Consider the following 14372-nt stretch of genomic DNA (forward strand, 5'->3'; position numbering starts at 1 on the left):
GACGAGGTACTGGCCAGTTATGAGAGGATCCTCCCATCAATGCCGGAGTCAAGAGCGTTACTCGGCAGCACTCATCGGGATAGGATCCGGGGAGTACGTTGCAGGATGAAAGACCGGATGGAAACTCCTGCATGCTGAAATCAATGCTGAAATTGATCCGGCAAAGTGGACGGAGTTGCGCAGGAAATCCGTCCTGCTGATATGGTATCATGGGCGCAGACACAATCGCCAGGACCGGTGAGATAGTCGCATGTGACGCGGAAGTCGCGCCGGCCATGGTCTTTTATAGGCGGGAGCCATGGAAGAAGATGACACGGGCGGATGAAATCCTGAGGCATCCCATGGACCGGGTGCGGCAGGGAGACTTGGTGTCCCGAACTGTATTCTCCCCGCTTCATCCGAGACGGAGGAGCTGGTAGCGATACATATTTTCTTTGGTACCACCGGTTCCAGTGCATATTTGGAGCATCATAGTTTCTGAAAAACGTCAGGTCCGGAGCTGGCAATAAAAAATAATTGCCGGGTCCGGATGTGATAATAAATAATAATTGCCGGGTCGGTTAGTGGGAATTTTGAAAAATTGCCGGGTTGGTCTGGATGAATTGTGCCGGAAAAACCCGGAAATTTCTGTCATTTTATGACGATGGAATGGTCAGACCGTACTGCGGACTTTCAAAAATTGTCAGATCCGGAGCTGGCAATAGATAATAATTGCCAGATCGGTTAGTGGCAATTTTAAAAAATTGCCGGGTCCGGAAGCGGCAATAAAACATAATTGCCGGATCGGTTTGTGGAAATTTTTAAAATTGCTAGGTCCGGAAAAAATTTGTGCGATTTCCTGCGTATAAAACAACTCGAAGCCTGATGACTTCTCTGCTTCGTGGTTCTGGCAGACCACTCAGCTCCCGAAGGTTTGACCTTCCCGGATCAGTTCCCGCTGATGCGACGACTGGTACCTGTCGGGTTTTGCGTAACCCGGTACGTTGTCCGGGAAAATTTCGCGGAAACATTCTGAAATCTGATTTTTGAGAATGATCGCAATGAATATATAGAGTATGCTCGTGTTATTGGCAATCAAATACCATCATGACCCTCAAGACCATTCTGGATTGCACGCGATGCCGGCATATGACCCGATGTGACGCTCATATTACGGGAGGCATTCACAAACACAGGGAAGGACCTGAATCCTGTGAACTGGATCTTCGTCAAAAGCAACGGACTTTGTGAGGCTGTAAAAGTTCCGGCATCTGGTGGTGATGCTGCCGGCCTAGGGGCTGAGGATTGAATTATTTTTTTAAATCCAATAAAAAATGATATTCGGATCCTGCCATCACCCCACCTTTGCGATCTTTCCGCATCCCGGTATTACTTTCCCAGCCACTTCAGGAAATTATCAAGACCGGGCACCAGCGGATGCCCGCCAGTACTTGGCGCCCGCTGGGTCTCGATGATGTAGTTGAGTTCGTTTCCGGGAGTCGTATTGACCGTCTGGTTCGTGTACACAAGATCGGGGACATGCTGGAGTCCCTCGTAATCATAGACCCGCGGGCCGTACTGGTACCTGGTCTCGTTGAGCCACCAGTCCGGGTAGCCGGGGGTCTGGCTGGATCCATTTACAGCATCAGTTACCATCTGGTTGCTGTACTTGACCACAAGGCTGTCAGAGAACTGCCACCACGCGTTCACGGTGTCATCTGCGTTCGTGGTACTATAGCCGGTCAGGTACTTCCGGGCGGCAGCATCGCCATCCGTTGCGAGGATCGCGAGCGCTTTGCTCTCTGTTGCCCGCTGGCTGCCCAGTTCCTTCAGTTCGATCTGCTGCTGCTGTGCACGGATATCCCCGCTCATCAGGTTGTAGTTGATCGTAGCCCAGTTGGCGACAAAATTGAACGCCCAGTATGCCGAATTATGGTCAAACACCGACCGGTTGGTGTTCGAGAACTCTTCCGGTACCGAGGTCACTCCCGCATAGAACGGCATGTAGACGGTCTCTGACGGCGGTGCAAACCCGAACCATGCAAGACCGCCAACCGGGTCCGGCAGCCAGCTGCGGCCCTGCACGATGTAACTGTACCCGCAGAACATCTCCGAGACAGCCCGTGGCCATGCACCGGGTTTTATCTCGCCGGGAGTAAGGAGATCGTGCTTGTCGAACGGGCCTCTCCAGCGGTACGGGTTGCCGAACGGCCCTGCAGCCGGACCGGTCGTCAGGTCAAAGACCGTTCCCTCATAGTGGTCGCGGAAGAGGGCGAATGTGTCGGCTGTGCTGAGTTTCTGGTCGGGTCTGACCGAAAACGGGTAGTCCCGCGAGTAGGTATCATTGACAAACGGGCTGAAATTTTCTGAAGGGGCGATCCGGTGGTACAGGCTCCAGACCCTGGCCAGCGAATAATACGGGTGCGAATATTCGCCGCCGCTGACGGTCTTTAACCAGTCCAGTTTTCCCTGCGAGGGATCCCACCAGCCGTTTGCCTGTGCCGCAGAGAAGAGATTCTTTGAGTACAGAATATTGGGATCGTTCGGGTCGATATCCCGGATACGGAACGTGTTGGCAGCTACGAAGACTTCGCCATCGGGCACTTTCTCCGCAACCCAGAGCCCTCCCGTGCCATCGGGGGTACCTCCCGCCATCTCGATCACCCAGGATTCGTTCGGGTCGGAGACCGGAAGCGTCTCGCCTGTCCCATAGTAGCCGTATTTGTCGATGAGGCTCCCGATAAGCTCGACCGCTTCCCGTGCAGTCGTGGTCCGCTCAAGGGCGATGTTGGAGAGTTCCGAGCTGTACATGATGCGTTTTTTGGCATCGAATGAAGGCTGGACTTTGGTATAATCCGTGCATTCGCCGAACATCAGCTGGTGTTCGTTGATGATGCCGTACGCACCCGTCAGGTACCCGTAGGTATGGTTTACCTGGGGTATGTAGGCGACTGCAGCGTCAGCGTCGGTCTTTGCAGCAGCAGGTTCATCCGATCCGGAGTTCGGGTCGAAACGGACCGCACGCAGTGCGCCGGGCGGGTGATCCGCGGGCGGCACGTAGATGAGCTGGCTCATCTCGTTCTGCACGGAGGGTCCGACGACAGCGGCACCAAAGCCATCGTTGGTGTGCCCCACGTATGCCGAACCGTCCGCCGACGCTCCTTTGGTCACAATGAACGTAGTGCATGCGAAGACCGGCGGGCAGATCATCAGCAGCACGAAGAGGACCGCAGCACCGGTCCACATCTTTTTCTGCACCATGCAACGGGAATTGGAGGGAACTCTGATAACTCTTCTGATCTTTCATCGCAGCCGGAAGCCCGGTACAATCCTGCGAAAACGGGATTATGGTGGCTCACTGGTTTTTTAAAAAACAGCCGGGTCCGGATGTGGCAATAAAAAATAATTACCGGATCGGATTGTGGGAATTCTCACGCGAGCTCTGGCTGCGCTTTAGGCACGGCATCTGGAGGTTCTTCCGGGTGACTGCTGCTCGTCTCGCTGAACCGGGCCGGAACGGGCAGGGGCTTCGGGGAGCCGCAGACACCCATCCGGTGCTTTTGAAAGCGGGACATACATCATGTCACTATTGAGGACAGAAACTTTGGCAAGGAACAGCTCGTCGGACACGCTCGATCCGTCAAACACAAAATATAAGCATAGTAAAACACTATGAGGGGGTAACGGCATTCAATGCCAGTAGGAAGGGGAGGAAGACGATGGTGACACTCACTGCGGAGATGAAAGAAGTATTTGCGAAGAACAAGCCCTATGCCATTGCCACGGCATCCAAGAACGGAATCCCCAATGTTACGCCGATGAGCACGGTGCAGGTTGTGGCTGACGACACGATCTGGATCGGGGACAACTACATGGTAAAGACGCTCGCAAATGTGAGGGAAAATCCCCATCTGGCACTCTATATATGGGACCCTGAAAAGAAGCGTTGTTTCCAGATCAAGGGAACCGTAACGGTGAAAACCAGCGGTCCGGAGTATGAAAAGATCAAGGCGCAGATAAAAGCAAAAGGCCCACAGTACCCTGCAAAGGGATTGCTGATCCTGAAGATCACGGAAGTATTCGATTGTACGCCCGGACCAGATGCCGGGAAAAAAGTTGAATAATTTTTTTATTTTTCAGTTGTACTTATTCAGCCAGATCCTAGCCTCACCAGTTTACATCATCGAAGGCAATATTCAACTCGAACAGGGAATAAGCTTTAATAAAATTTTCGTTTAATGTCCATTAATGGAAGAATGTGGTTCTGTTGCGTCTGTGGTTGACAGGTAAATTTCTTTCGAAATGAAAAATCCGCCACCTGCCGCCAACGCATCAGCACCTCGTGTCCTTACATTTAATAAGGTGATCCACAAAGGGAATTGTAATCGACAGACCTGCGTGTCAGGAAAGAGCATCCACATGATCCCCTTGGAGCCTATAAATCCCAAAAAAGGAGGAGGATTCAGCCTGGTGCTGTGCCTCGTCCCCCTCGTTATAATCGCTCTTATTCTCGGCACCGTTGCTGTCACAGGCTGCGTGCGCCAAACAGTTCCCTCATCCCAACCGGTTAGTGCGGTCACGCCAGAACCTAAGGGTACACCGGCACCAGTCCCAGCATTGTACCAAGGGATGTATGACAGCCTCAAAACTGACATGGACAAGTACGACACAACCCTCGCAACGCGAGACACAGGCGTTAGCTACCCGGTAGTCTTTGGGGCGGAACTCTTGCAGGCGAATGTCAACCGGGGCGACGCCCTCCTCCAGCCGCAAGTGATGGATAGCGTGAGGCTGATGCTGGACCGGTATAAGGCAATGGGGATACAGGGAGTAACCATCCCGATTCATTACCCGGTTTACACTCCCGGCTATCCGCGCTATAATGAATACGCTGAGTTTTACCGGCAAGTCGCAACCGAAGTCCACAAACGCGGGATGGTCCTCGATGTTGAGAACCACATCCTCTTCGCCAACACGGAGTTCTCTCCGGTAAAATGGGACTATTCCGGGGTTACGGCCGACCAGTACAAAGCCGAGAAGCGGGCGATGGTGGAGGCGATCATCAACGACACGCATCCGGAATTCCTTGACATCAGCGCAGAACCCGATACCGAGTATGCCCTCACGCGGTGGAGCTTTATGCAGGGGCCAGCACAGCATACCGAGCTTGTAAATTACGTTCTTGCCGGCCTCGACCGTAAAGGGACGAAGATCGGCGCTGGTGTCGGGACATGGGATTCGGTTGATTACGCGAGAAGCTATGCCGCAAACACGGATCTCGATTTCATCACCATCCACGTGTACCCTGTCTACGGAACCGGGCTTTCCAATATCGACACTATCAGCGCCATCGCCAGGCAGTACAACAAATCGATCGTGATCGATGAGGCATGGCTTCACAAGCAGGCCGCTCCAGTGTCAACTTTCAACGGGATGACCACCTCATCGCAGGCATTCGGCCTCGATATCTTCAGCTTCTGGTCCCCGCTCGACCAACAGTTCCTGTCGACACTCGCCCAATCAGCCAGGGTGAATCACATCGAGTATATCTCACCATTCTGGGGTACGTACTTCTTTGGATATGCCGATTATTCACCGGCTCTCGATGTTATGAGCTACAGTGACAGGGCAAACGCAGTAAATACGATCGCATCGGCAAATATCCGCGACGGCATTCTCTCGCCGACTGGGACATTTTACCATAATCTGATTGAAAATACTACATGAACCGCGATTCTGATACGTTGATGATTGGTAGGGAATTTTAAAAAATTGCCGGTCTCCGGAAAAAATTTGTTGCGATTCCTTACGTGCCAAACGCTTTGAAAAGGTTAACCTTCCCGAATCAGTTCCTGCTGATGCGACGACTTATACACGTCGGGTCTTGCTTCCGTACTTTCGTAGTCTTGCTAAAAAAAATGCTGAGGTTTCTGAGGGTGCCTGAACGTGTTCTGATAAGTTGATGGCAGGTCGGGATTTTTAACGAGGTGAAAAACCGGTAACCGGCCGCTACCTTATCAGAACCGTTTATGAAAAAAATCAATGCCAACAAGACCAGAAAACCTATTAAAAGCGGACAAAAACCCTGTCAACAAAACGGACAATAATCGTGCCACTCTGCAGATACCTAATGAATCACCACCTGAGACCGATCACCGGAACGGTAAAAAAAGGGACATGAAAACCTGATCCGGCCCGGAGAGAAATATCGGCAATCCCCTGTCATCACTCGTGAAGACAACACGGTATAATTCCAACTGGCCGCTCCCCGGTTTATCCCTCCGCATCCACATCGATGACCTGATCCACAAAGGTCGTCAGTTGGATGAGCAGGTCCGGGTCAAGCCCTTTCTCTACGGCAAGAAAGATCCCGGAAAAATTCATCAACCGCAGTTTATTCGTCACAAAGTGGATGAACCGGGTCGTATTCTGCGATGAGATATAGATCAGCATGGCATTGATCGAATCAAAGAGCAGGGAGATCTTCTTCTCCTTGTTACTGCTTAAGAGATCCGTTATTGCAATCCCCAGATCCGTAAGATCTGAAGGGTTGCTGACGAACCGGCAGTTTGGCACCGGCTCGTGATCGTGCCCCATCGCGTATTTCGTGACAGTATCCACCACAAATATCTTTTCCATCGGGATCCCCTTCCGCTCATAATTCTGTTTGAGGATCTCGTAGGGCTGGTTTGCCGAGACCACAAGAATGTAATAATCCCGTGCCTGCAGCATCCGGATCAGCTCGATATTCTCCTCCCGCAGCTGGGCAGCAGAGGCCATGATCAGATACAGGGCATTGTCCTTTAGTTCAATCCGGGAAATCACCACGTATAGTCCCCCTATTCCGTCAAAAATTTCTTGGAGGCATTCGAGATCTCGCCGGAACGATCAACAATCGCCGTGTTCAACTCGATGATATTATTCCGGATCTGCTCCAGGTTCTTTATCTGGAGCCTGAGCTGGAGGGCAATATTCGGGCCGACCACCTCGCCCCGATCGATATCGCTCACCACAGACCCAAGATTTCCTTCCACTATCTCTAGGGGATTTTTCAGCCGCATTGCCGCCTCCTTGATAAACGCGAGGAACCGTGCCTCGCTTTCCTTGAGGGCCTCTTCTGCTTTCTTTAATTCGGTTATTTCCACAACGATAATCCCGATCCCGATGATGGTTCCATCCCCGGTGCGGACCGGGTACAGGTTCGAAAGCCAGTGGCGGATGACCCCGGGACGATCAGGGGATGGGCCCTGCCGTTCGATACCGGCGACCGGTTGTCCGGTCTCGAGCACGCTGGTATACTTGGAACTGACCTTTGACCAGAGAGACGGGACTATCTCTTCGAGGGTCTTTCCCGTACTTCCGTTGAGCGGGATATCGCGAAACTCCGAAAACGGCCTGTTTATAAGGACGACGCGGAAGTCCGTGTCGACAAAACCAAATCCGACCGGTATATTCTCATACAGTGTCGTAAACAACGCATTGGACTTCTCGGCTGCTCTCCTGGCCTCGTCAAGGGCGATCTCTGCCTGCCGGCGCTCGGTGATATCCTGGTTTGCACCGTTGCACCGGCTCGTGCGACCCGTTTCGTCCCGGACTATGCGGATACAGACATTGATGTACCGGATCTCCCCGTCCCTTCGGATAATCCGGTGCTCCAGTTCAGAATGTGTTCCCGGACCCTGGGTCCCCCCGGAAACACCAGCGATCACTGCCTGCACACGCCCGATATCTTCCATGTAAACAAAATTTTTGATATAGTATAGGCATCCCCGGGCATGCGGTATCCTCCTTCCCTCTCTGCGGTTGTTCCATAGAGGGCATAGAACCGATCATTGAAGGTGAACATGTCCGAGGCAACGTCATATTCCCAGTACGCCATATGCGCCAGTTCCATCGAATCTTCCAGCAGGAACCGGTTCGCCTCAAGGGCCGCTTCAATACGCTTGCGCCCGGTCACATCCATCAATGTCTCAACCGCCCCGAGAAGAACGCCGTTGTCATCCCGTACGGGTATTGCGGTAACGTGGAACCAGGTACCGTTTTTTCCGGTATCCGGAAAAAAGTCGACCGCTTCATACGATTCATCCATTATCTGCGATCTGCTGTACCGCCCTTTGTACAATTCAGGATGTTTTTCAATCATCCCGTCTACGAGAAGATCTGCAAGGGTGGGGTGTGATGCGGCATAGAATGCACGCCAGGGTTCCGTGGTGCCGTGCACCTCTGATGCCTTGATCCCGCTTGAGATCTCCAGAGCCCGGTTCCAGAAGATGATCCGGTGATCCGCATCGATCACAAACTGCGGGGTCGGGGAACCATTCAGGAGGGTATCCAGCTGGGCTCTCGTGGTTCTGAGAGTCCGGATCGGGAAAAACGCGATGAACGCTGCGCTGGCACTCACCACCATGATCGTGAGAAGCGATGTCTGCCATAGCCCCCCATAGGGGAAGAAAAGATCCCGGCCAAGTTCAAACGCACCGGTTATGGCGAACATTCCCATAAAGACGAGAATCAGATCCAGGCGGGGATCAAGCCCCGGGGCTTTCCTCCATATACTCTTGCCGTCCATCATTCACACTACCGTTGTACCACGGATACTGCTACAGGTGATACAAATTTCATGGGGAACCTCTGTGTAGCCAAACAGAATCCGGAAGTACTGAACAGAGTCTGCACAGCAGGATATGATAAAATTATGGTTTTACCACCTCACTACCGATGAAGATGCAAGAGGCAGTACGTTTTCCTCCCATTCCCCTCATCCGGGCATGGCTCCGGGCTCCCCTCCGGACCGGCTTGAACCTTCCGGCACCAGGCTCCCGAACCGTGCGCCTTTTCCGGGTTCACCGGTCTCACGACCGTGATTCCGGTGATCGCGGGGATCTCCTGTACCAAAAACAGGCCGGGACCAGTTTGTTTTCCTGCATCCCGTTCGAAGATACACTCGTTATCCTGCGCCGGCACGCCGATGCCGTCGTCTTCCGGTACGATGGGGCAGCCATCGTTTGAAAACAGGCCAGTGACGTAGATCCCGGTAACCTGCTCACCGTGCCGGATCGGATTGTCGTACAGGCTGAAGACCATGTTTTCAAAGAGGGGCCGCTTTACAAAAAATTGGGGCAAAAATAAATACTATTACTAAAATCAATTCGATACCCAATTATTTCATATCGTGCAAGATCATTTTTCATCCCCAAATTTTGTTTTTACTCTCTTTATTCATAGTTCATTTTGTATTCACATTAGAAAATTTTCGAATTAGGTACAATCCCCCCTCTCACCAACAGTTTTCACGTCTTCCTCCTCCCCCACACCCGCTCCGCCAGCTCCACCAGCTCCCCGTACCCTTCCAGATCATGAACCCACCGGGAAGGTATAGCCGGCAATCCCCACCACGCCCCGGCCAGCGCTCCAGTACAGGCACCGACGGTATCCGCATCCCCGCCTAAGTTAATAGCAGACAGCACCGCTTGCTCGAACGTCCGGGCGTTCATGAAGCACGAGAGGGCTGCATGCGAGCACTCGACCGCGTCAAGCCCGGGTACTCTACTATAATGATCGTAACTGCCCAGCACGGTGCGGACCTCAGGATTCGTACAGAGTGAACGGGCGTGCCGGAACGCCTTCGTCCGCGAGACCCCCCGGCACATATCGCTCACCATCACGTTCAGGAATGCAGAGCAGTGGCCGGCCACGGGATCGAAATGCGTGAGCCGCGAGCAGGCGACGCTCACCCAGTACACTTCCGGGGTGGGGTAGAAGATCCCGAGGGGGAACCCCCGCATCACGCTCCCGTTGGTCCGGCTGCCGCCACGGCGCCAGTGGACCAGCCATGCGGCCTGGTGCGGCAGGGTTCCGGATCGCACCAGATTAAAGAACAAAGTTGATGTAGGACCGAACCATTCCGGCCGTACTATATAGCTCTCAGATAATTTTCTGACAAGGTCATTTTCCGAATAGCCCCCGCATGCAACCAGCGATTCCGCGACCGCGATTGCCTGCAGGGTGTCGTCCGTGACTTCCCCTTTTTTCCGGGAATGACGCCCGCCGGGACGCATTAATGTCACCCACGCTTCAGGCTGGGGAGATCCTTCAAGGGGCGCACCCAACGCGTCCCCAATTGCGAGCGCAACAAGGGATCCCACGTGCCGCATCGTTCCTGATATAAATCTCACCAATAAGGTATATGTGTGCAATAAAAAATAGGATCATCTTGGAAAAGGTGATTGTGTGCAAAAGGAAGAGCTGCTTCATTTACATATGCTGATGATTCACATCAAGAAGTACTACGAAGGCGTCACCAACGACGAGATCCAGACCGATCGCTACAACTCCCTGGAGATCTCTCCTGTCCACATCCACAAGGACAAGAAAGCCCACAAGGATGCCCTCCTTACGCTTGGTGACGAGATCGTTTCCCATATCCACCACCGCCCCCTGCCCGTGGTGAACTATTCTCATGAGACTGCATCCCAGACCGTTGCAGCCGAACATTAATTGTCATGGATGAGGTGCTGGCGCTCCGGGAGATGATCTCCCGCATCCTCACCCTGCAGCCCGGTGACGAAGCGGTCGTTGCGGCAAAGATCGCTGTCTGCCGGAAATATGCGCTCGCCGCGGTACCGAAAAATTCCGCCATCCTTGCGGCTGCCCGGCCGGATGAACGGGAGGCCCTGCGGAGGATCCTGCTCGTGAAGCCCACCCGCACCCTCTCGGGGGTTGCGCCGGTCGCGGTGATGACCTCGCCCTGGCCCTGCCCGCACGGGAAATGTCTCCCCTGCCCGGGAGGGCCGGAGCACCCGTTCAGGTCCCCGCAGAGCTACACGGGGGAAGAACCGGCGGCGAAACGGGCGAGGGAGCACGGCTACGACCCGTTCCGGCAGGTCCACGCCCGGCTGGAGCAGTTCGAGATCCTCGGCCACCGGGTGGACAAGGTGGAACTGATCGTGATGGGCGGCACGATGACCGCCCGCCCGGTGGAGTACCAGGAGGAGTTCGTCTCCCGCTGCATCGAGGCGATGAACACCTATCCCCGGGGGACGCCGGCGGAGCTCCCCCCGGATATCCGAACCGTCCAGGCAGGGAACGAGACCTCTGCCACCCGCTGCGTTGCCATCACGTTCGAGACCCGCCCGGACTGGTGCCGGCGGGAGCACATCGGGCGGATGCTGGAGCTCGGGGTGACGAAAGTAGAGCTCGGCGTCCAGCACACGGACGATTCTGTCCTCGCCTTCAACCGGCGGGGCTGCACGGTGGAGGACACCGTGCTCGCCAACACGCTTCTCCGGGACGCCGGGCTCAAGGTGGGGTTCCACATGATGCCGAACCTCCCCGGCTCCACGATCGATGCCGACAAAAAGATGTTCGACACGATCTTTGCCGACCCCAGATTCCGCCCGGACTTCCTCAAGATCTACCCCACGCTGGTCACCCCGGGCTCCGAGATCGAGGACCTCTGGAGGAGGGGGGGGTATGCCCCCTACCCCGAGCCGGAGCTCATCGGGCTGATCGCGTACGCCAAGTCCGTCATCCCCGAGTACACCCGGATCCAGCGGATCCAGCGGGACATCCCGGCAAAACTGATTGTCGCCGGTTCACGGCACTCCAACTTCCGCCAGCTGGCCCAGGACCACCTGAGGGCAACGGGAATGCGCTGCCGCTGCATCCGCTGCCGGGAGATCGGGAGGCTCCCCTCGCTCGCTGAAGCGGAGGTACAGGTGCTGGAGTACGAGGTGTGCGGCGGGAAGGAGCACTTCATCTCCGCGGTCTCCGGTGACTCCCTCATCGGGTTTGCCCGCCTCCGCTTCCCGTCCACGGTCTTCCGCCCGGAGCTGGACGGGGCCGCACTTATGCGGGAGCTCCACGTCTACGGCCCCCTCGTGCCGGTGGGAAAAGACGCCGAGGCCGAGGAGTGGCAGCACCGCAGGTACGGGAAGGAGCTCCTCGCACGGGCCGAGGGGATCGCCTCCGCCGCCGGTTTTTGCTCCCTCGCCATCATGAGCGGGATCGGCGTCCGCCCGTATTACCGGAGACAGGGCTATGAGCGGTCAGGACCATACATGGTTAAGGAGCTGCGATGAACCCGGCCACAACAGAATTCCTGAGACAGCGGTTCACCGAGTATTACAAGAAGACCGTGCTCGTCTCCCCGCCATCGCTGGAGCAGCGGGAGTGGGGGTTCGTGCTCTTCAACCCCGGCGGGGCCGAGATGCGGATGCGCAGGCACGTGGGCTTCTCCGGCAAAGAGGAACTCGACCAGTACATCCGGAACCTCGTCCCCCAGCACACGTACTACTCGACGGCGTACTACGAGAAACCGGACGCGGGCACCATGGCGGAGAAAGGCTGGTGCGGGGCCGACCTGATCTTCGACCTCGACGCCGACCATCTCATGCGGGGCCCCTACGACCAGATGCTGGCAAGGGTCAAAGAGGAGACTGAGAAACTCCTCGCGATCCTCATCGAGGAGTTCGGCATGGACAGGAAGGCCATCGCCCTTGTCTTCTCCGGGGGGAGGGGCTACCACGTCCACGTCCGGGACATCGCGTTCCGCGGGTGGGGGAGCAGCGAGCGCAGGGAGCTGATCGACTATGTCTGTGGGATCGGGATCGACCCGGCGGCGATGCTCTCGGGAAAGACCCCGGCCGTGCCCGGCTGGCCCCGGCGCTATCGCGAGACACTGGCCGGGTACATCCGGTGGATCGGCACGCTTCCGGAGGGGGAGGCGATGGCCCACCTCACGGCACTTGAAGGTGTAGGAAAGGAATCGGCGGCTGCATTCCTGAAAAAATATGAAGAGACCATCGCCGCCATCGAAAGGCACCCGACGAGCATGCTTCTCAAAAACCGGGTCCTCCACGCTGTAGTCAGCCAGGAAGAGGGCGAGTTCAGAAAACGTCTCCTCTCCCGGGCTGCCCTCGCCGACGAACCGGTCACCACCGACACGAAACGGCTGATCCGGATGCCGACCTCGCTCCACGGCGGGAGCGGCATGCGGGTCCAGCCGCTCGAGCTCCGCGAACTCCACGACTTCGACCCCCTCACGGACGCCGTGGTGTTCGGTATGAGGGACGTCAAGGTAGACCAGAAGTTCCCGCTCAGGATGCCTATGCTCGGAAGTACTTATGAGCTCCAAAAAGGCATCACTACAGTACCCGAAGCGGTGGCGGTCTTCCTCTGCTGCCGCGGCATGGCGGAGATCGCCTGAGGAGACGAGATGAAGCTTGACGACCTGCGCAGCACCCTGCTGTCCGAACGCGAGACAGGGAGACTTACAGCAGTAGTCCCGGACATTTTTGAGAAAGGGCACGCGGAACTGGCGGCCATCACCCGGAAGGTGTACGCGTTCGAGGATCCGTTCTCGGACGAGGCCCGTTCCCTCATCGACGAGACCCTCGCGATCCGGGAGACGCTGCAGGACCTCTTTGCGATCCGCTCGCGCAAGATCCTCGCGCTCACCGTCATGCACGCGGAAGGGAGCTATTACGACCGCGAGGAAGTGAAGCGGATGATCCCGTCCGAGAAGGAGATGTTCGAGCAGATCACGGCAAGCATCGAACAGTGCCAGGGCGTCCTCCTGCACAACGTGCCCCACACGCTCCATGCGCTCCGCCATGCGGTGGCTGCCGAAGACGAGGGCAGCGAGCCCGGACCGCAGCAGGAAGAGGAACCGGAGGACCTGCCGCTGGCCGCACCGAAAGGGGCCCTGCCCATCTCCCACCCGTGCGCCCTCGTCCGGGTGCTCGAGGACATGGAGTCGTTCATGGGCGTGGATGGGAGGATTTATACTCTCTCAAAGGGAGATATAGTGACGCTTCCCGAGCGGAATGCTGCGGTCCTGAGCGAGCGCAACATAGTCTTAAATATCAACCTCTGTAAATAATATAAGGTATTCGATTCAGGATTATCGGTGAAATTTTCATGAAAATGCCAGCAAAATTCAACACCTACTGTCCTTTCTGCAGGAGCCACCAGGTTCACGAGGTCGAGAAGGTAAAGAAAGGCAAGACGACCGGCCTCCACTGGATTGACCGCCAGAAGGCGCGGAGAGGTAAAGTAGGCAACATGGGCAAGTTCTCCAAGGTGCCTGGCGGAGATAAGCCGACGAAGAAGATCAATGTACGGTACCGCTGTGTCACCTGCAAGAAGGCGCACCTGCGCAAGGGTTACCGTGTCGCAAAGTTTGAACTGACGGAGTGAGCAGGATGGTAAGCCAGATACGGGAAAACCGGAGTAAATTCTACAAAGTAAAGTGTCCTGACTGCGAGAACGAGCAGACCGTCTTTGAGAAGGCGAGCACGGTTGTCAAGTGCGTTGTCTGCGGGCGCGATCTCGCAATCCCCGCCGGAGGACGCGCAATCCTCAAGGCCGAGATCGTCCAAGAGCTCAAGTGA

14 protein-coding genes are annotated in these 14372 nt (G+C 55.7%); 8 read left to right on the forward strand and 6 right to left on the reverse strand.

Annotated features, from left to right (window positions below; translation table 11 throughout):
- Nucleotides 1-1368 precede the first annotated feature (1368 nt).
- On the reverse strand, nt 1369-3240 hold the full coding sequence (locus ABSB80_RS04690; RefSeq protein ID WP_428368672.1) for a dipeptidase: 1872 nt from the start codon (nt 3238-3240) through the stop codon (nt 1369-1371).
- A gap of 458 nt (nt 3241-3698) precedes the next feature.
- On the opposite strand from ABSB80_RS04690, the gene ABSB80_RS04695 reads away from it, so the two are divergent.
- A complete protein-coding gene (locus ABSB80_RS04695) occupies nt 3699-4103 on the forward strand; it encodes a pyridoxamine 5'-phosphate oxidase family protein (protein ID WP_428368674.1) in 405 nt (134 codons plus the stop codon).
- Nucleotides 4104-4608: 505 nt separating this feature from the next.
- Nucleotides 4609-5706 (forward strand): hypothetical protein, encoded by a 1098-nt coding sequence (locus ABSB80_RS04700; protein WP_428368676.1) that lies wholly within the window; start codon nt 4609-4611, stop codon nt 5704-5706.
- A 546-nt stretch (nt 5707-6252) separates the two neighbouring features.
- On the opposite strand, the gene ABSB80_RS04705 is transcribed toward ABSB80_RS04700, so the two are convergent.
- The 5 genes from ABSB80_RS04705 to ABSB80_RS04725 all read right to left on the reverse strand — a co-directional run bounded on the left by ABSB80_RS04705 (nt 6253) and on the right by ABSB80_RS04725 (nt 10154).
- Nucleotides 6253-6804, reverse strand: coding sequence for a DUF7504 family protein (locus tag ABSB80_RS04705; protein ID WP_428368678.1), 552 nt, complete (start codon nt 6802-6804; stop codon nt 6253-6255).
- Nucleotides 6805-6818: 14 nt separating this feature from the next.
- Nucleotides 6819-7715, reverse strand: a complete 897-nt coding sequence (locus ABSB80_RS04710) for a PAS domain-containing protein (RefSeq protein WP_428368680.1) — start codon at nt 7713-7715, stop codon at nt 6819-6821.
- Nucleotides 7685-8548, reverse strand: a complete 864-nt coding sequence (locus ABSB80_RS04715; RefSeq protein WP_428368682.1) for a PAS domain-containing protein — start codon at nt 8546-8548, stop codon at nt 7685-7687. Before ABSB80_RS04715 ends, ABSB80_RS04710 begins: the two co-directional genes overlap by 31 nt.
- Nucleotides 8549-8691: 143 nt before the next feature.
- On the reverse strand, nt 8692-9063 hold the full coding sequence (locus tag ABSB80_RS04720) for an ATP-binding protein (protein WP_428368684.1): 372 nt from the start codon (nt 9061-9063) through the stop codon (nt 8692-8694).
- Between the two features lie 206 nt (nt 9064-9269).
- Nucleotides 9270-10154 (reverse strand): ADP-ribosylglycohydrolase family protein, encoded by an 885-nt coding sequence (locus ABSB80_RS04725; protein ID WP_428368686.1) that lies wholly within the window; start codon nt 10152-10154, stop codon nt 9270-9272.
- A gap of 55 nt (nt 10155-10209) precedes the next feature.
- Here ABSB80_RS04725 and ABSB80_RS04730 point away from each other — a divergent pair, with 55 nt between their 5' ends.
- Genes ABSB80_RS04730 through ABSB80_RS04755 form a run of 6 tightly spaced genes read left to right on the forward strand, consistent with a single transcriptional unit; the run spans nt 10210 to nt 14372 of the window.
- On the forward strand, nt 10210-10476 hold the full coding sequence (locus tag ABSB80_RS04730) for a UPF0058 family protein (protein ID WP_428368688.1): 267 nt from the start codon (nt 10210-10212) through the stop codon (nt 10474-10476).
- A gap of 5 nt (nt 10477-10481) precedes the next feature.
- A complete protein-coding gene (locus ABSB80_RS04735; protein WP_428368690.1) occupies nt 10482-12059 on the forward strand; it encodes a tRNA uridine(34) 5-carboxymethylaminomethyl modification radical SAM/GNAT enzyme Elp3 in 1578 nt (525 codons plus the stop codon).
- The gene (priS, locus tag ABSB80_RS04740; RefSeq protein ID WP_428368692.1) at nt 12056-13186 is read left to right on the forward strand and encodes a DNA primase catalytic subunit PriS; all 1131 of its coding nucleotides are present in this window, start codon (nt 12056-12058) and stop codon (nt 13184-13186) included. Before ABSB80_RS04735 ends, priS begins: the two co-directional genes overlap by 4 nt.
- 9 nt (nt 13187-13195) lie before the next feature.
- Nucleotides 13196-13861, forward strand: a complete 666-nt coding sequence (locus ABSB80_RS04745) for a hypothetical protein (RefSeq protein ID WP_428368694.1) — start codon at nt 13196-13198, stop codon at nt 13859-13861.
- A gap of 38 nt (nt 13862-13899) precedes the next feature.
- Entirely contained in the window at nt 13900-14178 is a 279-nt protein-coding gene (locus tag ABSB80_RS04750) for a 50S ribosomal protein L44e (RefSeq protein ID WP_428368696.1), read from the forward strand.
- A gap of 5 nt (nt 14179-14183) precedes the next feature.
- A complete protein-coding gene (locus tag ABSB80_RS04755) occupies nt 14184-14372 on the forward strand; it encodes a 30S ribosomal protein S27e (protein WP_428368698.1) in 189 nt (62 codons plus the stop codon).

This window comes from Methanoregula sp., assembly GCF_050010295.1.
Lineage (GTDB): Archaea > Halobacteriota > Methanomicrobia > Methanomicrobiales > Methanospirillaceae > Methanoregula.

What these genes read in the sequence shown, in the direction of transcription:
- ABSB80_RS04690 (WP_428368672.1), bottom strand. Translation starts at nt 3,240, where the DNA reads ATGGTGCAGAAAAAGATGTGGACCGGTGCTGCGGTCCTCTTCGTGCTG.
- ABSB80_RS04695 (WP_428368674.1), top strand. Translation starts at nt 3,699, where the DNA reads ATGGTGACACTCACTGCGGAGATGAAAGAAGTATTTGCGAAGAACAAG.
- ABSB80_RS04700 (WP_428368676.1), top strand. Translation starts at nt 4,609, where the DNA reads ATGTATGACAGCCTCAAAACTGACATGGACAAGTACGACACAACCCTC.
- ABSB80_RS04710 (WP_428368680.1), bottom strand. Translation starts at nt 7,715, where the DNA reads ATGGAAGATATCGGGCGTGTGCAGGCAGTGATCGCTGGTGTTTCCGGG.
- ABSB80_RS04715 (WP_428368682.1), bottom strand. Translation starts at nt 8,548, where the DNA reads ATGGACGGCAAGAGTATATGGAGGAAAGCCCCGGGGCTTGATCCCCGC.
- ABSB80_RS04720 (WP_428368684.1), bottom strand. Translation starts at nt 9,063, where the DNA reads ATGGTCTTCAGCCTGTACGACAATCCGATCCGGCACGGTGAGCAGGTT.
- ABSB80_RS04735 (WP_428368690.1), top strand. Translation starts at nt 10,482, where the DNA reads ATGGATGAGGTGCTGGCGCTCCGGGAGATGATCTCCCGCATCCTCACC.
- priS (WP_428368692.1), top strand. Translation starts at nt 12,056, where the DNA reads ATGAACCCGGCCACAACAGAATTCCTGAGACAGCGGTTCACCGAGTAT.
- ABSB80_RS04745 (WP_428368694.1), top strand. Translation starts at nt 13,196, where the DNA reads ATGAAGCTTGACGACCTGCGCAGCACCCTGCTGTCCGAACGCGAGACA.
- ABSB80_RS04750 (WP_428368696.1), top strand. Translation starts at nt 13,900, where the DNA reads ATGAAAATGCCAGCAAAATTCAACACCTACTGTCCTTTCTGCAGGAGC.
- ABSB80_RS04755 (WP_428368698.1), top strand. Translation starts at nt 14,184, where the DNA reads ATGGTAAGCCAGATACGGGAAAACCGGAGTAAATTCTACAAAGTAAAG.